This is a genomic window from Acinetobacter piscicola, assembly GCF_002233755.1.
Classification (GTDB): domain Bacteria; phylum Pseudomonadota; class Gammaproteobacteria; order Pseudomonadales; family Moraxellaceae; genus Acinetobacter; species Acinetobacter piscicola.
Window position 1 is genome coordinate 25,532 of sequence record NZ_NIFO01000028.1, and the last position, 18,319, is coordinate 43,850.

19 protein-coding genes and 1 pseudogene are annotated in these 18,319 nt (G+C 38.1%); 8 read left to right on the forward strand and 12 right to left on the reverse strand.

Annotated features, from left to right (window positions below):
* Positions 1-46 precede the first annotated feature (46 nt).
* From leuB to leuC, 4 genes are all read right to left on the reverse strand, one after another.
* Positions 47-1,126 carry a 3-isopropylmalate dehydrogenase gene (leuB, locus tag CDA10_RS15130; RefSeq protein WP_089606411.1) on the reverse strand — a complete coding sequence of 360 codons (1,080 nt, stop codon included), beginning with the start codon at positions 1,124-1,126 and terminating at the stop codon, positions 47-49.
* A gap of 43 nt (positions 1,127-1,169) precedes the next feature.
* Entirely contained in the window at positions 1,170-1,739 is a 570-nt protein-coding gene (locus CDA10_RS15135) for a hypothetical protein (RefSeq protein WP_089606412.1), read from the reverse strand.
* Positions 1,740-1,844: 105 nt separating this feature from the next.
* Complete coding sequence (leuD, locus tag CDA10_RS15140; RefSeq protein WP_089606413.1) at positions 1,845-2,495, reverse strand: 3-isopropylmalate dehydratase small subunit; 651 nt, start codon at positions 2,493-2,495, stop codon at positions 1,845-1,847.
* A 99-nt stretch (positions 2,496-2,594) separates the two neighbouring features.
* Positions 2,595-4,010, reverse strand: a complete 1,416-nt coding sequence (gene leuC, locus CDA10_RS15145) for a 3-isopropylmalate dehydratase large subunit (RefSeq protein WP_171334007.1) — start codon at positions 4,008-4,010, stop codon at positions 2,595-2,597.
* A gap of 398 nt (positions 4,011-4,408) precedes the next feature.
* Between leuC and CDA10_RS15150 the strand changes: the two genes are divergently transcribed.
* Positions 4,409-4,657 (forward strand): DUF2061 domain-containing protein, encoded by a 249-nt coding sequence (locus CDA10_RS15150; RefSeq protein WP_213062852.1) that lies wholly within the window; start codon positions 4,409-4,411, stop codon positions 4,655-4,657.
* Positions 4,658-4,707: 50 nt separating this feature from the next.
* On the opposite strand, the gene CDA10_RS15155 is transcribed toward CDA10_RS15150, so the two are convergent.
* Complete coding sequence (locus CDA10_RS15155) at positions 4,708-5,559, reverse strand: glycine-rich domain-containing protein (protein WP_171334006.1); 852 nt, start codon at positions 5,557-5,559, stop codon at positions 4,708-4,710.
* 212 nt (positions 5,560-5,771) lie between these two features.
* On the opposite strand from CDA10_RS15155, the gene CDA10_RS15160 reads away from it, so the two are divergent.
* A complete protein-coding gene (locus tag CDA10_RS15160) occupies positions 5,772-6,629 on the forward strand; it encodes a LysR family transcriptional regulator (RefSeq protein ID WP_089606416.1) in 858 nt (285 codons plus the stop codon).
* Positions 6,630-6,794: 165 nt separating this feature from the next.
* Here the strand turns inward: CDA10_RS15160 and CDA10_RS15165 are convergent, their stop codons facing one another.
* Positions 6,795-7,037: a DUF2789 domain-containing protein gene (locus CDA10_RS15165; protein ID WP_089606417.1), complete on the reverse strand. Its 243-nt coding sequence runs from the start codon at positions 7,035-7,037 to the stop codon at positions 6,795-6,797.
* Positions 7,038-7,242: 205 nt separating this feature from the next.
* The gene (locus tag CDA10_RS15170) at positions 7,243-7,893 is read right to left on the reverse strand and encodes an HAD family hydrolase (protein WP_089606418.1); all 651 of its coding nucleotides are present in this window, start codon (positions 7,891-7,893) and stop codon (positions 7,243-7,245) included.
* A gap of 183 nt (positions 7,894-8,076) precedes the next feature.
* Here CDA10_RS15170 and CDA10_RS15175 point away from each other — a divergent pair, with 183 nt between their 5' ends.
* Together CDA10_RS15175 and ptsP are read left to right on the forward strand one after the other, a co-directional pair.
* On the forward strand, positions 8,077-8,580 hold the full coding sequence (locus CDA10_RS15175; RefSeq protein WP_089606419.1) for an RNA pyrophosphohydrolase: 504 nt from the start codon (positions 8,077-8,079) through the stop codon (positions 8,578-8,580).
* Between the two features lie 77 nt (positions 8,581-8,657).
* Positions 8,658-10,952 (forward strand): phosphoenolpyruvate--protein phosphotransferase, encoded by a 2,295-nt coding sequence (ptsP, locus tag CDA10_RS15180; protein ID WP_089606420.1) that lies wholly within the window; start codon positions 8,658-8,660, stop codon positions 10,950-10,952.
* Positions 10,953-10,983: 31 nt separating this feature from the next.
* On the opposite strand, the gene CDA10_RS15185 is transcribed toward ptsP, so the two are convergent.
* Together CDA10_RS15185 and CDA10_RS15190 are read right to left on the reverse strand one after the other, a co-directional pair.
* Complete coding sequence (locus tag CDA10_RS15185; protein ID WP_089606421.1) at positions 10,984-11,172, reverse strand: DUF7230 family protein; 189 nt, start codon at positions 11,170-11,172, stop codon at positions 10,984-10,986.
* A 215-nt stretch (positions 11,173-11,387) separates the two neighbouring features.
* The gene (locus CDA10_RS15190) at positions 11,388-11,990 is read right to left on the reverse strand and encodes an isochorismatase family protein (RefSeq protein ID WP_089606422.1); all 603 of its coding nucleotides are present in this window, start codon (positions 11,988-11,990) and stop codon (positions 11,388-11,390) included.
* Between the two features lie 4 nt (positions 11,991-11,994).
* Here CDA10_RS15190 and CDA10_RS15195 point away from each other — a divergent pair.
* From CDA10_RS15195 to CDA10_RS15205, 3 genes and pseudogenes are all read left to right on the forward strand, one after another.
* Positions 11,995-12,756: pseudogene (locus CDA10_RS15195) on the forward strand (LysR substrate-binding domain-containing protein); the annotation flags it as partial.
* Positions 12,757-13,049: 293 nt separating this feature from the next.
* On the forward strand, positions 13,050-13,865 hold the full coding sequence (locus CDA10_RS15200) for an alpha/beta hydrolase (protein WP_089606423.1): 816 nt from the start codon (positions 13,050-13,052) through the stop codon (positions 13,863-13,865).
* 114 nt (positions 13,866-13,979) lie between these two features.
* A complete protein-coding gene (locus CDA10_RS15205) occupies positions 13,980-14,429 on the forward strand; it encodes a winged helix-turn-helix transcriptional regulator (protein ID WP_089606424.1) in 450 nt (149 codons plus the stop codon).
* Positions 14,430-14,587: 158 nt separating this feature from the next.
* On the opposite strand, the gene CDA10_RS15210 is transcribed toward CDA10_RS15205, so the two are convergent.
* Complete coding sequence (locus tag CDA10_RS15210) at positions 14,588-16,249, reverse strand: acyl-CoA dehydrogenase family protein (protein WP_089606425.1); 1,662 nt, start codon at positions 16,247-16,249, stop codon at positions 14,588-14,590.
* Positions 16,250-16,329: 80 nt separating this feature from the next.
* On the opposite strand from CDA10_RS15210, the gene CDA10_RS15215 reads away from it, so the two are divergent.
* A complete protein-coding gene (locus CDA10_RS15215) occupies positions 16,330-16,944 on the forward strand; it encodes a TetR/AcrR family transcriptional regulator (RefSeq protein WP_089606426.1) in 615 nt (204 codons plus the stop codon).
* Here CDA10_RS15215 and CDA10_RS15220 read toward each other — a convergent pair.
* Positions 16,845-17,141, reverse strand: a complete 297-nt coding sequence (locus tag CDA10_RS15220) for a helix-turn-helix domain-containing protein (protein ID WP_228704646.1) — start codon at positions 17,139-17,141, stop codon at positions 16,845-16,847. The two genes, CDA10_RS15215 and CDA10_RS15220, sit on opposite strands and share 100 nt — an antisense overlap.
* Positions 17,142-17,555: 414 nt before the next feature.
* Positions 17,556-18,319: calcium-binding protein (locus CDA10_RS15225; protein WP_157909365.1), on the reverse strand; the 764-nt coding region annotated here is incomplete at its 5' end.

Here is an 18,319-nt window from a genome sequence, read left to right on the forward strand (position 1 = left end):
ATAAAAAACACAGCCTAAGCTGTGTCTCTTTATTCAAACTCTAAGCTTAAGCAATTGCGACTACAACTGCATCACCCATTTCAGATGTTCCAACTTTATTCATACCTTCCGACATAATATCGCCAGTACGTAAACCTTGATCTAAAACTTGACCTACGGCGTCTTCAATTACTTTTGCAGCCACTTCTTCACGGAAGGTGTAACGAAGCATCATCGCAACTGAAAGAATGGTTGCCAATGGATTTGCAACATTTTGACCTGCGATATCAGGTGCAGAACCGTGACATGGCTCATACATACCTTTACCATTTTCATCTAATGATGCAGATGGCAACATGCCGATTGAACCTGTCAACATTGCCGCTTCATCAGAAAGAATGTCACCAAATAAGTTTCCAGTCACAATCACGTCAAACTGTTTTGGCGCACGTACCAATTGCATTGCAGCATTGTCCACATACATGTGTGATAAGTTAATTTCAGGATACTGCTCTTCTTTCATCGCAGTGACTGTTTGTTTCCAAAGCTCAGTCACTTCAAGAACATTGGCTTTATCTACAGAACAAACTTTACCACCACGTAAATTTGCCATTTCAAAAGCAACTTTCGCGATACGCTTAATTTCAGATTCTGAATAAACGTCCGTGTTAAAACCTTGCTTCTCACCATTTTCGAGTTCACGAATACCACGTGGTTGACCGAAATAGATCCCACCTGTTAATTCACGAACGATGAGAATGTCCAAACCAGCAACAATTTCAGGTTTTAAGCTTGATGCATCTGCTAATTGTGGATACAAAATTGCTGGACGCAAATTAGCGAATAAATTTAATTCACTACGGATTTTCAATAAACCGCGCTCAGGGCGAATTGAACGTTCAATATTATCCCACTTAGGACCGCCTACAGCACCAAGTAAAATTGCATCTGCTTTTTGAGCTTGTTCTGCTGTTACTGCTGGGTAAGGTTCACCATGTGCATCGATGGCTGAACCGCCCAATAAACCGTGTTCCCACGTTAACCCTAAATTAAATTTTTCATTGACACGTGTAAGTACTTTTTCAGCAGCAGCAACGATCTCTGGACCAATACCATCACCTGCCAAGATCAAAATTTGTTTAGACATTTGTCGTTCCGATTATATGTAACAGCTTAACTGTTGTTTGAGATTAAATTTTTTGTTCTACAAATTCGCTAACGCCCGTTACCGCATTGTGCGGTCGGCAAAAACGGCGAATTGTACGCTTTTCTTGAATCATATCTACACAAAGCGGTGTAGGAGCAGAAACATTGAGCAAACTGCCTGAATTTGATGATCTTTGGCGATACATTTTAAATGTATAGGTTTGATCACCTTCAAATTGATGAATCACATGAAACACTTCAGCATGTTGTTTGGTAATTGGATAGAATCGAATCACCATTTCATATTGCTGAGGTGGAATCGTTAAATACACACCATTTTGATCCAAAGGTTCACCTGTTAATTTCAAATAACCTTTTTCAATGGCTTTACGATTCGTACGTGCCGCTTTTTCATCAACAATGACTAAATCATTTAATCGTGCAAATTCACAATGTTCTGCGCCTGAGCAATAAACAGCAACAGTATTTTGACTATGATGTTTTTTCTCAGCTTTCTTAATTCTCATCAAATCAACCGTTTGAGTCGACTGACAAGCACTCAAGACTAAGCTCGATAAAACGATGATAACGCTGTAGCCTAAAAACTTTGCCATTGTTCAACCCCAACCTTGCTTCACTGAGTAAACATTCATTTTTTATGTTCAATATGTTAACAAGACTTGGGCTCGCACGCTATGTATAAAGTGTGATTGACTTCACTAAGCTTTAATTTCAGCAAATACCCAAGGGCGTGATTGCTTGGTTTTTTCTTCATAAGCACGAATATCGTCAGCTGCTTGTAAAGTTAATCCAATATCATCTAAACCATTCAATAAACAATGTTTACGGAATGGATCAACTTCAAATTTAAAAGCTTCACCATTTGGTGTACGTACTTCTTGCGCTTCTAAATCAATCGTGAGTTGATAACCTTCATTTGCAGCACATTCTTTAAATAATTGGTCAACAATATCTTCAGACAAAATGACAGGTAACATGCCATTTTTAAAGCTGTTATTAAAGAAAATATCTGCATAGCTCGGTGCAATTACGGTACGGAAACCATATTCTTCCAATGCCCACGGTGCATGTTCACGACTTGAACCACAACCAAAGTTAGCACGTGAAATTAAAATAGATGCACCTTGATAACGCGGTTGATTCAATACAAAGTCTGGATTTTTAGGACGTTTAGAAATATCTTGACCTAAATAACCTTCATCTAAATAACGCAATTCATCAAATAAATTATCACCAAAACCAGTACGTTTGATTGATTTCAAAAACTGTTTTGGAATGATTAAATCTGTATCTACATTGGCACGGTCTAATGGTGCAACGATACCTTGTTCAACGGTATAAGCTTTCATGATTATTTCTCACTGAATCCGTAACCTCTCCCTAGCCCTCTCCTTAAAGGAGATGGAACTCCTTCTCCCTCTGGGAGAAGGTCGGGATGAGGGATTAAACTAGAATGTACGTACATCAACAAAATGACCAGCAATTGCTGCTGCTGCTGCCATCGCTGGGCTCACCAAATGTGTACGACCACCATTGCCCTGACGTCCTTCGAAATTACGATTCGAAGTTGATGCACAATGCTCACCCGGTTGTAATTTATCCGCATTCATTGCCAAACACATTGAACAACCTGGTTCACGCCATTCAAAACCAGCTTCAACTAAAATTTTATCCAAACCTTCTGCTTCAGCTTGCGCTTTAACCAAACCAGAACCTGGAACAACCATAGCTTGTTTAATTGAACTTGCAACTTTTTTGCCTTTTGCAACTTCAGCAGCAGCACGGATATCTTCAATACGTGAATTGGTGCATGAGCCAATGAATACGCGGTCTAATTGAATATCTGCCAAGGCTTGACCCGCAGTCAAACCCATATAATTGTATGCTCGTGTCCAGTCGTTACGCTGTACATCATCTTTGGCTTGTTCTAAAGTTGGCACAGCTTGTGAAACTGGAATCACCATTTCAGGAGATGTTCCCCACGATACTTGTGGTTCAATCTCTTCACCTTGCAACACAACTACAGTGTCAAAATGTGCATCATCATCAGAATGTAAAGTATTCCAATAAGTTACAGCAGCATCCCACTGTTCACCTTTGGGTGCATATGGACGATCTTTTACGTACTCAATCGTTTTGTCATCGACAGCGACCATACCGACACGTGCACCACCTTCGATTGCCATATTACAAACCGTCATACGACCTTCGATAGACATATCACGGAATACTTGACCACCGAATTCAATCGCATGACCTGTACCGCCAGCTGTACCGATTTTGCCAATAATTGCCAAAACCACATCTTTAGATGTCACACCTTGACCCAATACACCATCTACACGGACTAACATGTTCTTCATTTTCTTTTGAACTAAGCATTGGGTTGCCAATACATGTTCAACTTCAGATGTACCAATACCGTGTGCCAAACAGCCAAATGCACCGTGTGTTGCTGTATGCGAGTCACCACATACAACCGTCATTCCCGGTAAAGTTAAACCTTGTTCAGGACCAACTACATGTGCAATACCTTGACGTACATCATTGATATCAAATTGAACGACATCAAAAGTTTTACAGTTGTCATCTAAAGTCTGCACTTGGATGCGAGAAGTATCATCTTCAATCCCTGCAATCCCTTCTGAACGTTCTTTGGTTGATGTCGGAACGTTATGGTCAGGTGTCGCAACATTGGCGCTTAAACGCCAAGGCTTACGGCCTGCAAGTTGTAAGCCTTCAAAGGCTTGCGGAGAAGTCACTTCATGCAATAAATGACGGTCGATATAAAGTAATGCAGAGCCATCATCTCGTTGTTTTACTAAATGGTCATCCCACAATTTGTCATACAATGTTTTTGGCATTGGGTTTTGTGCTTTTTGGTTTTCGCCTGCCATGTCGAGGTGCTCCACTGGACTGGGTAATTCTTTCATTAATATCGATTATAGCGACGTTTTCACATAAATCTAATTTATCATTTTTATTAATTTAAAAACTTTTTGGAATTATTTCAAGTAAAAAAACCGCTCATGTTTAATGATTTCTTTTTCATGAATGATCATTAAGTTTAATCATTGAAATCATTTGAAACTTTTTATATACGGCTCCCCCATCACAACTCAACTCTCCAATAATGTTTATTTTTCTCTCAAATATCGTACTCATTTAGAAAACCAATCACCATCAATCAAAAATTCCTTTTTACATTTTATATGATAATGATTATCATTTATTTAATTTCAAGATTTATTCAAGTGTGGTGATGCTCATGGCGCGTATTCAAAACTTCGTACAAAGCAATCAACGTATTTTCAAGAAAACCTTAAGTTATTACATCATGCATATTACCGTGGCAATGCTTGTAGGTTATGTGATTACAGGTAATTTATGGATGGCAGTCACTTTAAGTTTAGTTGAACCGACTGTTCAAGCCGTTGCATTCTTCTTCCACGAGAAAGTATGGAACAAAAAAGATCAAAAAGTAGCGCAAACTCAAATTGTTAAAGCTTAAATCTAGCCTTGATTAAAATCTAAGTTGTAAACATCAGCTGTGAAAGTGTACTAATCACCACCACCGCCACAGCTGCTACAACTACTACATGACGAGTCCGAAACTGAATCTGAACTATGATGAGAATGACCAGAATCAGAAGATGAACCTGAACATGCCGTCGATGATGAACAAGATGATCCAGACGAAGTTGTACTCGGTATATCAGAAGTTGTTTGCATCGTTTGAGCATACATAGCCGCCATAAAAGGCAAACTAAAAATTAAACCTTGTTCCCATCGAATATGTTCATCAATTTGGAATAGCCGAGGTAGACGTTGAGGGTCTTGTGGATTTAACCCATGTAAATGACATGCGCCATGCCAAGTATTTACTAATTGTAGTTTTTGCGATGCTTTTTGAGATTCTGTTGGTTGCTGATCATGTGGCTTATGAACCAGTTTATAACCTAAAAAGTCTTGGCACATGGACTGATAGAAATCATCAAACTCTTCAAGTAATAAATGCCACAAAGCATCTACAGCATTGGAAGGCATCGCATAAGCGTTTCTACGCCACATATGAATTGCTAAATAGTCTTTAAAACCCTCTTCAATCCATGGATATGCCAATGGGCTTATATTTGGATGCCTTTGCTTAAAAGCAATCCAAATGTTACTGGGTATTTTAAAGTGGTTTAAATTCTGCATTTTCTTCAAACGATTTAATCGTGCTTTAAACCATGAAAATGTAAAGATCATCATGATTATGATTGGAAAATAAGCATTGAAGAAATATGCAAACGCTAAACCGATACTGTAAAGAATAAGAATAGTGATCGAGAAACTTAACCATGTTTTTGTTAGCGTATTTCGATTAAGCTGTTGAAAATAACGGATGGATGTAGATGTTGTTTGATTCAAATATTTTTTCCTTTTTATTGTTTTTATAGACACACTATAAAGCATGATAGTCAATCACGTATAGCAAAAACTTGTATGCAAATTTTTCTAAAATTGCTAGAACCATCGTCTTTTTATACATAAATTAAAAAAAATTGAAAATTGCTTTGATTAATTCTTAAAACTTCTAAATAATGAATTACGCATAAAAATTCTTTATGGATGTAAATATTATGAATCTTGCTGCTTTTGACGCTTTTGTTAAAGTGATGGAAACAGGTTCTATTTCGATGGCAGCAGAACATCTGTTTATCACCCAACCCGCTGTGACCAAACGAATACACAGTTTAGAAGAATATTTTGGGGTCAAACTGTTTGAATCCGCAGGTCGTGGTGTCCAAGCAACGCATGCAGCACATTCATTATTACCTAAAGTAAAGAATTGGTTGAATGAACTCGGCGATATTCACCATACACTCAGCCATGAGCAAGGTGAAGTTCGTGGAAAATTGAAAATCGGGACAAGTCACCACATTGGCTTGCATCATCTACCGCAACATTTAAAATTATATGTGCAACATTTCCCAGAAGTAAAACTCGACGTACACTTTGTGGACTCTGAACAAGCGCATGAGCAGGTACTTGCAGGGGATTTAGAACTTGCCTTTTTAACCTTGCCTCCACAGGGTGATGATCGCTTAAGTTATATTACAATTTGGGATGACCCTCTAGTTTTCGTCGTTGCACCATTTCATCCCTTAGCTCAAAAAGCCAATTTAAAACTTGAAGACTTAATTGAATATCCAAGTTTATTACCTGCTGCTCAAACCTATACCAGTCAAATCACTTTAGCTGAGTTTGAAAAGCAAGGACTGAAACCTAAAATCACCATGAGTAATAACCCTTTAGAATCTATACGAATGTTAGTTTCAATTGGCTTAGGATGGTCAGTTTTACCTAAGACTTTATTGAATCAAGACTTACGACAGTTAGATATCGATTTTGAAATGAATCGTCAATTGGGTATGGTTTGGCATCCTGCACGTACACAGTCACGTGCTGTACAAGAATTGATTAACATGATGAAATAAATCAACCCATAATTTTCTTTGCTGTTAAAAAGCCCTTCTGCATTTAAATGATAAAAATCACTTACACGCAGAAAGGCTTTAAATACAACAATTCTCAAATAATGGCTTTAAAAATAATGAAATAGTGACTCCACTTTCACTCAGCAATAACAACTTCAAAAGTGACTATTTCACAGAGTCTTCATGCAACGACTCATTTAACTGATCCACCACCAAAGCCCATTCACCATCTGATTCTATTTTTTCTGCTAAAAACTGGCGTTGAGCCTCTGTCCAAAAACTTGCCTGAGTCAAAAAGGTATCTGCATCTAATTGATGTGTTGCGATAAACTTTTGAATCGCGTCCTCACTTGAATCTAAACCGAGCTGTTCAAATAAATTGGTCATTCTTGGGCGAGTCTGGCTCATATTATATTCTCCATCAGCTTATAAATTTTTAGACATTCAATTCAACATAACATTTTTATTGCTAAAGTGAAGTGCAAAATATTCATTTATAAAAATATTTACAAAACTAAGAAACTATTGGCATTTTTATACTGAAATCATTTCAATAAAAAGGCAGCGATGATCACTGCCTTACTACACCTATATGAGACCTAGCGAATGAATATTAAATCGACCAGTCTTGAATATCCCAAGCCTGTTCTTTGGCCAATACTTCCAAACGATCATCTGGATTGACCGCAATTGCATGATCTGCATATTCCAATAAGAAACGATCATTGATTGAATCTGAATATGCCCAAGACTCCGTTACATCACGACCTTCTAACCACTGATCTAAACGAGCGAGTTTACCCTTTTGATAACATGGAATGTTGATGACTTTACCCGTATATTTTCCATCTTTCACTTCAGCATTGGTCGCAATAATTTCGGTAATACCAAATTCTCGGAAAATTGGTGCAGTAATAAAATCTGAAGTTGCAGTAATCCCAACGAGAGCATGCCCTGCGGCTCTATGCTTTTCAATCGCCTCAAAACCCTTTGGGCGCATTTGCGGGCGAATCACTTTTTTCATAAACAACTGATGTAACTCAGTTAAGTATTCAGCATCATGCTGTGTTAAAAATTCAAAGACAAATTCATTATAAGCAATCGGGTCTAATTGTCCTGCTTTATAGTCTTCATAAAATTTATCATTCATTGCACGATGACGGACTGGATCGACCAAGCCTTCGTTGACTAAAAACTCGCCCCAAGAATGGTCAGAGTCGGTATTTAATAAGGTGTGATCTAGGTCAAACAACGCCAATTTCATGAAAATACTCGTTCAAACTGAAATTTAAGAAAAAAAATGTAAATCTATCACCGCTAGTCGATAGAAATTCGTTAAGATCATAGCAATTTTATAACATTATTACTTTGGCTGCGTCGAGTTGGACTAAAGAGTGTTCGTCCCCATATACAAAGTCAATGAAATTCACGAAATTTAGGTAGCCAAATGATCGACTCAGAAGGTTTCCGACCCAACGTCGGGATCATTTTGGCAAATGATATTGGACAAGTTTTATGGGCAAAGCGCATTGGTCACAATGCATGGCAATTTCCTCAAGGAGGGATCCAGTTTGGAGAAACTCCTGAGCAAGCTCTTTATAGAGAACTACGAGAAGAAGTTGGGCTCCTACCCGAGCATGTCCAAATAATCGCCCAGACAGATGACTGGTTGCATTATCGTTTGCCGCTTCGATACATTCGTTCGGATTCCGATCCGATTTGTATTGGGCAAAAACAGAAATGGTTTTTATTAAAATTGGTAGCTTCAACAAAACATATTCAGTTGAATCTATCGGATCCGCCAGAATTTGATCAATGGCAATGGGTCAGTTATTGGTATCCGCTTGGACAAGTGGTGAACTTTAAACGGGATGTTTATCGTAAAGCGATGTTGGAGCTGTGTATGCAAATGCCACAACGTACATCTGAAATTTCTTCAAAATATGAATGATTTTTTAGGTTCGTACTGTTATAAATAATACTGATTAAAACGTTTTAAAATATATATTAAATAAGGAGCATACATTCATGTCGAACATGCAACTAGACACCTTAAGACGCATTGTACAAGAGATCAATGCGTCCGTCAGTTTGCATGATTCCTTAGAAATCATGGTCAACCAAGTTTCTGAAGCCATGCATGTGGATGTTTGCTCTATTTATTTGTTGGATGAACGTAATCAGCGTTATGTGTTGATGGCAAGTAAAGGTTTAAACCCTGAATCTGTTGGTAATGTTTCACTCCAATTGAGCGAAGGTTTGGTGGGGCTAGTTGGGCAACGTGAAGAAATTGTCAATTTAGACAATGCCTCTAAACACGAACGCTTTGCTTATTTCCCAGAAACTGGAGAAGAAATTTATAACTCATTCCTTGGCGTACCCGTGATGTACCGCCGTAAGGTAATGGGCGTAATGGTCGTTCAAAATAAAGAGCCCCAAGATTTCAGTGAAGCAGCCGAATCATTTTTGGTCACCCTTTGCGCACAACTTTCAGGTGTCATTGCACACGCACATGCCGTGGGTAATATCGATGTATTCCGCAAACCCAGTAATTCTCCAAACTATAAAACCTTCCAAGGCGCATCTGGTGCAGGTGGTATTGCCTTAGGTCGTGCCATTATTCTCTACCCTCCTGCGGATTTAGCTGCTGTTCCAGACCGCGATGCCGATGATATTAGTGAAGAGCTTGAATTATTAGACCGAGCGATTGAATCAGTACGAGCTGAAATTGAATCACTTGATGAAAAAATGCAAGATTCACTGATGTCTGAAGAACGTGCTTTATTTAGCGTGTTTTTACGCATGTTAGATGAAAATGCATTACCTTCTGAAATTAAAGAAATCATTCGAGATGGTAGTTGGGCACAAGGTGCAGTTAAGCATGTGATCGAACGTCATGCTGCACTCTTTGCACAAATGGAAGATGATTATTTACGTGAACGTGTTTCTGACTTAAAAGATCTTGGTCGACGTATCTTAGCAGCATTGCAAGAAGGCGATACCAGTCATAAAGAACTGCCGTCTGAAAGCATTCTCATTGGTGAGGAAATCAGTACCGCTGCTCTAGTTGAACTACCTGTTGATAAAATTGCGGCTATCGTCACCTCTGAAGGTGCAGCCAACTCGCATATGGTGATTGTGGCTCGTGCTTTGGGTATTCCAACGGTGGTTGGGGTAACTGAATTACCTGTAAATACCCTAGATGACGTTGAAATGATTGTGGATGCATATCAAGGGCGTGTTTTCGTCAATCCGCCACGCCGTTTGCGTACCCGCTACAAAGAAATCCAAAAAGAAGAAGAACAAATCGCTAAAGATTTGAAGCAATACGAAACCAAAGACTCAATCACCCCTGATGGTGTTGAAGTTAAGTTATATGTAAATACAGGTCTCATGATTGATGTTGTACGAGGCGTACAACGTGGCGCCAAAGGTGTTGGTTTATATCGTTCAGAGATTCCGTTCATGTTGCGTGAACGTTTCCCGGGTGAAGAAGAACAACGTGCGATTTACCGTCAACAGCTTAGTCACTTTGCCAATAAACCAGTGGTCATGCGTACGCTTGATATTGGTGCAGATAAAGACTTACCTTACTTTGAAATTGAAGAAGAAAACCCTGCATTGGGCTGGCGTGGTATTCGTTTCACACTTGACCATCCTGAAATTTTCTCTTCGCAAATTCGAGCGATGCTTAAAGCCAGTATCGGCTTAAATAATTTACACATTTTATTGCCAATGGTGACCAGTGTCAGTGAAGTGGAAGAAGCACTGTATTTATTAGAACGTGATTGGCTTGCTGTTCAAGAAGAAGAGCAAGTCAAAATCATGAAGCCTAAAATCGGCATCATGGTTGAGGTGCCAAGTGTATTATTGCAAATAGAAGAGTTTGCACCTTTAGTCGATTTCTTCTCTGTCGGTTCTAATGATTTAACGCAATACCTACTTGCTGTAGATCGTAATAATCCACGGGTTGCTAATGTTTATTCACATTTTCATCCGGCTGTACTCAGAGCACTCCATCGCTTAGTACAAGAATGTCATAAATACGAAAAACCTGTCAGTATTTGTGGGGAAATGGCAGGTGATCCATTATCTGCCATTTTATTAATGGCAATGGGTTTCAATACATTATCGATGAGTTCAAGTAATATCCTGCGTGTACGCAAAGCGATTTGCCACGTGCCTATGACCGATGCTCAAAAGCTTTTAAAAGAAGTGATTGCGATGAACAATCCGCTGACGGTGAAAAGTTGGATGGAATATTATTTCAGGCATCATGGTTTAGGTGATATGGTTAAATCGAATCGTATGGTAAATATCTAATTCATTCTTTTTATTCTATATTTTTAAATTTTCAAGCAAAAACAAGCGCACATAAAAAAGGCCGATAATCATCAGAATATCGACCTTGCCTATGTTTGTTATAACCACGTTTTGCATCTTTCTTTCGATCTACAAACACTTGGCTTTTGTTCACTTCATGCATGTGTTTTGCTACAAAGTTGTTGATCACAACCTCAAGCTGTTGCTTTTTCTTTGCCATGTTTCTCACCTTTATGATTGGCTTCCCACTTTGTCTGGGACTGTGATATTACGCTTTTTTGTACAGAATACAAGCGGATTACACCATTATTTTATCAACAAAATTGTATTTTTAGCCTCCATTTTTTGATCAATATAAATCACCCAAAAATTTGCTCGACTATCAAAAAAGCCATCAATAAAATGATGGCTTCTCAATGTTAATTCAAGCGCTCATTAACGATTTGAATCTAACAATTCGTTATGGCTAATCACATCTTGAGCCTTTGCATAACTTTCCATAAGCAACTGATAAGCTAGAAATATTTGCGTATAAACTTGCGCCCATTCTTGAGCATCTGCACGATTCCACGTTTTCTGAATTTCTGAAGCAACTGCGGCAGTATCCATCGGAACCACACGTGCTAAAGTAATTTCTTGCGCCATTTTGGTATACGTTCCAGAAGCATCAACTACGGCAAATACTTTATAACCATCAGCAACAGCGCTGATTGCAGGAAATGCCATACATACACTGGTAATCGTTCCTGCAATAATTAACGTTTTCTTTCCAGTTGCTTTGACTGCTGCAACAAACTCAGGATTATCCCAAGCGTTAATTTCGCCTTTACGTGCCACATATTGTGCATGTGGTGCGTTGTGATGAATTTCAGGAATAAGTGGGCCATTTGGACCTTGTGGCACTGATGCTGTAGTAATCACTGGAATATTTGCGAGTGAAGCAATTTTGGCTAATGCTGCTGCACGTTGGCGTAATTCAGGCATTGGCATATCACCAACAGTTTGAAATAAACCACTTTGATGATCAATTAACAACATTGCTGTAGGCGTCAAATTGCTCAATCGCACCACTCGACAAATTTCAATTACAGAAGTTGGAAAAATTTACTATCAACATTGCAAAGCCATGCTGATCGAAGCTGAATCTGCTGATGAAGCGATTGAAATGCTCAGTTCTGAGCCAATGGGGACTGTAAAAATTTCATGCCCAACCAACCTTTTGCATCTCAATATCAGCACGATACTCAATCAGTTTTTAGCACAATATCCAAAAGTAAAATTGCATGTTGAAGCAACAAATCGAAAAGTGGATTTAATCAATGAACGCTATGACATTGCGATTCGAATTAGACCATTACCATTAAGTGATTTGATTGTTCGTGATTTATCTGTAGCTCGACAATATATCGTTGCTAGCCCTGACTTAGCGCATCAAAATTTTGCTATTCAATCTCTTGAAGAATTAAAGGCTTGACCCATTTTAATGATGGAATCATTTTCACCTGAATACCATTGGAACTTATTTAATGAAAATGGTGAACATTATTACTTTAAGTGTGAACCTAGACTGACAACGACTGATCTCAGTGCTTTGCACTCTGCGACATTACAAGGTTTAGGTGTTGCAAAATTACCAGATTTGATTGTTAGTGAAGACTTAAAATCAGGGCGGTTGGTTAAAGTCATTCCAGAATGGGAGCCTAAACCTGAGCTCATTCATTTGGCATATACCTCAAAGAGAGGACTATTGCCTTCTGTCAAAGCATTAATCGACTTTTTAGTAGATGCGTTTAGAGCTTCCTGACAATTTTTTGTTTTGAATTGACAAAATAAATCAGCCTTTTTCTTTATTGTTATGATTGTGAGAAAAAGGCTTATATTTCATAAAAATAGAATATAGTCCGACCTATATGATCGTTTATCTTATTAGATCAGGGTCAAATATTCTAATCAACTCATTCAGTATTTATCACGACACCACCACATTCAAAATATTTGTTTTAAACATATCAGAATAAATTCACAAGTTGCTTTCATTATGAAAGTAAGTTATAAAAATGACTCCTCCTTATTCAAAAAACAAACAGGAAAAATTGAATGAATCACATTGCACATAGAATATTAAGAAAGCCTTTTTTTGGTCGCTTTGAAACACCTTGGAATTGGCCCAGTGATATTTCACAAGATGGCTGGGAACATGTTGCGTTCAAAAATGCCAAAGGCGTTCAACTCATTGGTTATTGGAAAAGTGCCGTAGCACCAATAGGCACTTTAGTATTAGGCCATCCTATGGGGAAAGCCGCCAAAGGTTTTTGGTTGCGTTATGGACATGCAGAATTATTCTTAAACAATAATTTTAATGTTTTTTTATTCGATGCGAATGGTTTTGGAGAAAGTGAAGCCGCATCCTTTGACTATCCTGCCGACTTTTTGGCTGCGGGTATATTTGCAAAAAATAAAGCAACAAGTCTAGATGTAGGCTTGGTTGGCGCATCATTTGGTGCAGGTTGGGGACTATGTTCTATGGCAAGAGAAGGAAGTCCATACACCACTGCAATCTTAGAAGCAGTATTTCCAACACTTCCTGATTTTTGGAAACATTATCCAATCGCACATACCGCAATTCAAACCTCTAAAATTATTTGGCCGTGGATTGAACGAGATCTTAGACCGATTGAAGATGCATCTCAGCTTTTAGGGAAACCCAATATCATGTTGATTTATGGTGATAAAGATATTTATACACCACCTAAACATGGAGAAAAACTCAGCCATGCCATGAGAAACTCTGCAAATGTAGAAATGCACGTCATCTCTGGTGGAAAACATACTTATATTTACCGAGACCAACCTGAGGAATATATAAAATATGTCCTACCCTTTTTAAAAAAATCTTTTACAAAACCAACTTAACAAGACTCACAACATATTATGATTTATGATGTTTAGTCCAAGTCATTATGAATCAAGCAAAAGAGGTGATTTACCTCTTTTGTGCTTTTTCTAAAATCATTTGAGTCAATTAAAATGCAAAAAAAAAGTTTTAGTGATATGCAATGCCCTATTGCTCAAAGCCTTGATAATGTTGGAGAATGGTGGAGCATCCTTATTCTAAGAGATGCATTTTATGGCATGAAACGTTTTGATGAATTTCAAACCAGTCTTGGAGTTGCTTCAAGTACACTGACTCGTAGATTGAATGGATTGGTTGATTCAGGTTTATTAGAAAGATACCAATATTCATCTAAACCACCTCGTGATGAATATCACTTAACCCAACGAGGTCGAGATTTTAAATCTGTTCTTATCTCATTGATGGATTGGGGAAATCAACATTTCCCACCTGAGCAAGTCACTGTTGTGATTACAGATACTCAAACAGGACAAGCCACTCAACCTATTTTGGTTGATCAAATAACAGGTAAAATCATTACTGAAGAAACCCATGCGATTCAAAGAACCTATAAAAATAAGTAATCACCCAACTGCATATTTAAAAGCCTCACCTAATTTTAAATAACTAAGGCTTTTAAATGCGGCATTTCAATCCATAGAACGACAAAGAAACGATAAAGAAAACGCCGTAAGTGATTGAGCAAATATAAAAGATAAAATTCTAAGGCTTAAATATAAAATTAACTCGCCAAAGCCCGTTCCAATATTCTTTCCACATCCACAACTTTTGGATCGAGAATACCAACAACTCTGCCATGAAATTCACTATAACGGCTCTGAATAAAAGCATGAGCAACAAAATCAGGTGCATGCTGTTTCAATAAAATCGCTTGCGCAAAAATCACCAAACGGCTGACTAAACCCCGTGCCATGAACTGTAATTCATCTGCTTGCAAGCTGCTGAATAATTTAAACAAGGACTGTAATTCATTCTGTAGAATTGCATCTTGGCTGGCCACCTCGGCAAAGGATTTAAACAATATTTCAATCGATTCACGCTCACGTTGAATCGCACGTAATACGTCTAAACACATGACATTGCCCGAACCTTCCCAAATGGTATTCACAGGTGCTTCTTTAAAAATACGTGCCATGATTCCAGTATCAACATAACCATTGCCGCCAAAGACTTCCATCATTTCACCAGTCAACTCTACAGCTCGTTTACATACCCAGAACTTAGCCGCAGGTGTCATGATACGTTTCCATGCCAATGACAATTCATCATCATTTTCATAACAATGTGCAAGATGAAAACTGAGTTGCATCGCAGCTTCTGTTTCCAAAGCTAAATCGGTCAAAACCGCTTGCATCAAAGGTTGTTCAGCTAAATGCTTTCCAAATGCTTTGCGTTGCCGTGTATAAGCAATACATTGCACCAAAGCTTGGCGTAGCATGGCACTTGAACCGACTGAACAGGTTAAACGTGTATAGTTTGCCATTTCGATAATGGTCGGAATACCTCGCCCTGCCTCACCAATCATAATGCCCCAAGCATTTTTAAACTCTACTTCTGAGCTTGAATTACTACGGTTACCGACCTTATCTTTTAAGCGCTGTACTTCAATCGTATTCTTAGTGCCATCTTCCAACCAACGAGGAACAAAGAAACATGCAAAACCATCTTGTTCAGTTTTCGCGACCACAAGATGTGCATCACACATTGGTGCAGAGAAAAACCATTTATGCCCTGTGAGTAAATACACTTGTCCACGGCCAGACTCAGTGACAGGAACAGCAAAGGTTTCGTTGGCACGCACATCTGAGCCACCTTGCTTTTCCGTCATACCCATGCCCATCCAAATGGATTTTTTTTGGCTAATCGGCACGTCACGTTCATCATATTCTTTACATAGTAATTTCTCACCGATTTTTGCCCAAAGCTCAGGTTCATTCTGAATCAGTGGAATACTCCCCATTGTCATTGAGTTAGGGCATAAATTGCCAGCCTCAACCTGTCCACTCAGGAAAAACCGTGCCGCCCAATCAACCCATTTGCTCGATGATTGAGGATGATTAAATGGATAAGCATGGGTATCGAATTGTCGATTCAAACGCATCCATTTATGCCATGCAGGATGAAATTCTAGAAAATCCTTACGGCGACCACGTGCATCAAAACTATGTAACTCAGGAGTATGTCGATTAGCTAAATCTGCATATTCATAATATTCAGCAGAACCTACAATTTTCCCAAACTCAGTTAAATTGTATTGATCCTGACTACCATAGCGCTGCAAAATTTCTTGCAGTACTTGATCTGTACTCAACAAGTTGTAATTCTGCAATTCATCAAATTGATTGTGAATTTGGTGTGTTTGCCAGTTGTGTGCCGTATTCATCCTGAATCTTCACCTTGTTGTTTTACCGAATTACATTCAGTATAAGATAAAATTCTTTTGCGGGTGTTCAGCTTTAATTTATGAAAATTCCTGACATTCAAGTCCGTCGTAAGCCACGCCAATCAAGGGCGAGAATGACTCAAGAAGCATTGATGGAAAGTTTTGTTCGGCTTTTAGCTGAGCGTTCAGCCAATGAAATTACCATTCGTGAAATTACCGATCTTGCAGGTGTAGGTTTAGGAACATTTTATGAATACTTTTCGAAGAAAGAAGATTTGATTGCATTAACCATTCATCAGCATGTCAAAAGTAATGCAGAAATCTTAAAAAGTTATGCACAAAGCCAATATGAGTTATCCACAATTCCGAGTTTTCAAGCTTATTTACAGCAGATTATTCATTTCCAGCTTAAAGAAATTAAAGCACAACAGTTTTTGTGGGCACAGTCTTTTTTATTGGAACGGCAAGTTTCAAGCATTGAAAGTTATCAAAAAAGTTATGCCATGATGGTGCAAATGTGGCAAAGCATTCTTGAACCTTTTATTCAGGATAATGAACTGCTTCAACGTATGAGCTTAAATGTGCAAAGGGTTTGCTATGGCTTTGTGTCACAGACTTTATTGACGCAGCCTGAGTTTGCAGAATGGGAGGTTTTGGAGAAGGATATTATCAATGGATTAAGCTGTTTTGTATAACTTTCAAAACCATGGAGCGTAAGATAGCAATACGATTGAAGCCTATATGTATTAGGAGTGTGTCCAGTCCAACTTTTAAAAGCTCTTGCGAATGAATTGACTTCCTGAAAACCCAATAAGAATGAAATTTCACTTGGACTGATGGATGATTGCTTTAAATAATACTGCGCTAAAGCTTGACGGGTATCATCTAATATCGTTTTAAAACTTGTATCTTCTTCTTTTAATAAAAGCTTTCCCCCCCATTCCAGAAGAAGCGCCAGTAATTAGTACAACTTGGTCTTGAACTTTATTCATTTCTATTACCTCAGTATTCATATTGCGTGTATTCGCATTGCTTAGAGGTATTTTAGAAATTTTAATGAGCGAATAATAAATCGGATCACGACAAATGATATGCAAATAGCGCCAAAAAACTGATGATATTCGGTCGAAATAAGTACAAAGTTTTATTTACCTATTTATCTAACTTCGCTACTTAATAGTGAATTTTTAACTGATATAACTTGTCATTAAGAAATCACCATTTTGAATGGCTGTTTTTTTGAGTATATATTAATTGAAAATGAGGCTACCATCAGTAACCTCATTTGTAGCTATAAATTAAGCTGTTAAATAATAAAAGTATCAACTTGTATTAAATCATCTAAACTATTTAGAGAAGATTGATTATTTAGGGCTAATATTTTACTGCTTGAGTAGTTAGTTCCACTTCCATCTCGATCAAGGCTTAGTGTAACCGTTGAACCATTTTTTTCGAAAGATACAAATTGGTTTAAATTTTCTTTACTTATCTCACCAATGAATAGATCAGATACATCAATTTTATCACCTTGACTTAGATTAAAATCTCCCCATGTATCTATTCCATTTCCACCAGTTGCGTCACTTTCAAAACCTTGTAAAAGTTTGAAAATTGCTGTGTCCAATCCTGTGCCGCCATTCAGAACATCATCACCTATGCCACCGATTAAGGTATCTACACCCTCATTACCATTCAGTGTATCGTCTCCAAGACCACCAATTAACTCATCCCGACTTCCCCATCCAGTCAGTACATCATTCCCATCTGTACCTTCTTGCTGTATCGAGATGTTCATAATATCTGAAGTTGAAATCGTCTTATCCGCAAAGATAAAATTGAAATCTCGGCTATATGAATCATTGTCATTTAGGTAGTTTTTTAAGGTTACTGTATCTTCTGCACCAAATGCTTTGATAACCAAGTCATTTCCTATTTTTAGAAATTGGGCATCTGCAAAGTTTGCGCCTTCAAACCCCACATCATTGAAGTTCTGGAAATTCGTCCAGTCCTGACTGTTATCTTTAATAATGTCTTGACCATGCCCGGCTTGGAAGATGTAAATATCTTTCT

Coding starts and splice junctions, on each gene's coding strand:
- leuB (WP_089606411.1), bottom strand. CDS start 1,126: ATGTCTAAACAAATTTTGATCTTGGCAGGTGATGGTATTGGTCCAGAG.
- CDA10_RS15175 (WP_089606419.1), top strand. CDS start 8,077: ATGATCGACTCAGAAGGTTTCCGACCCAACGTCGGGATCATTTTGGCA.
- CDA10_RS15160 (WP_089606416.1), top strand. CDS start 5,772: ATGAATCTTGCTGCTTTTGACGCTTTTGTTAAAGTGATGGAAACAGGT.
- CDA10_RS15190 (WP_089606422.1), bottom strand. CDS start 11,990: ATGTTGTTAATTGATCATCAAAGTGGTTTATTTCAAACTGTTGGTGAT.
- CDA10_RS15210 (WP_089606425.1), bottom strand. CDS start 16,249: ATGAATACGGCACACAACTGGCAAACACACCAAATTCACAATCAATTT.
- leuC (WP_171334007.1), bottom strand. CDS start 4,010: ATGCCAAAAACATTGTATGACAAATTGTGGGATGACCATTTAGTAAAA.
- leuD (WP_089606413.1), bottom strand. CDS start 2,495: ATGAAAGCTTATACCGTTGAACAAGGTATCGTTGCACCATTAGACCGT.
- CDA10_RS15165 (WP_089606417.1), bottom strand. CDS start 7,037: ATGAGCCAGACTCGCCCAAGAATGACCAATTTATTTGAACAGCTCGGT.
- CDA10_RS15150 (WP_213062852.1), top strand. CDS start 4,409: ATGCTCATGGCGCGTATTCAAAACTTCGTACAAAGCAATCAACGTATT.
- CDA10_RS15185 (WP_089606421.1), bottom strand. CDS start 11,172: ATGGCAAAGAAAAAGCAACAGCTTGAGGTTGTGATCAACAACTTTGTA.
- CDA10_RS15135 (WP_089606412.1), bottom strand. CDS start 1,739: ATGGCAAAGTTTTTAGGCTACAGCGTTATCATCGTTTTATCGAGCTTA.
- CDA10_RS15200 (WP_089606423.1), top strand. CDS start 13,050: ATGAATCACATTGCACATAGAATATTAAGAAAGCCTTTTTTTGGTCGC.
- CDA10_RS15170 (WP_089606418.1), bottom strand. CDS start 7,893: ATGAAATTGGCGTTGTTTGACCTAGATCACACCTTATTAAATACCGAC.
- CDA10_RS15205 (WP_089606424.1), top strand. CDS start 13,980: ATGCAAAAAAAAAGTTTTAGTGATATGCAATGCCCTATTGCTCAAAGC.
- ptsP (WP_089606420.1), top strand. CDS start 8,658: ATGTCGAACATGCAACTAGACACCTTAAGACGCATTGTACAAGAGATC.
- CDA10_RS15215 (WP_089606426.1), top strand. CDS start 16,330: ATGAAAATTCCTGACATTCAAGTCCGTCGTAAGCCACGCCAATCAAGG.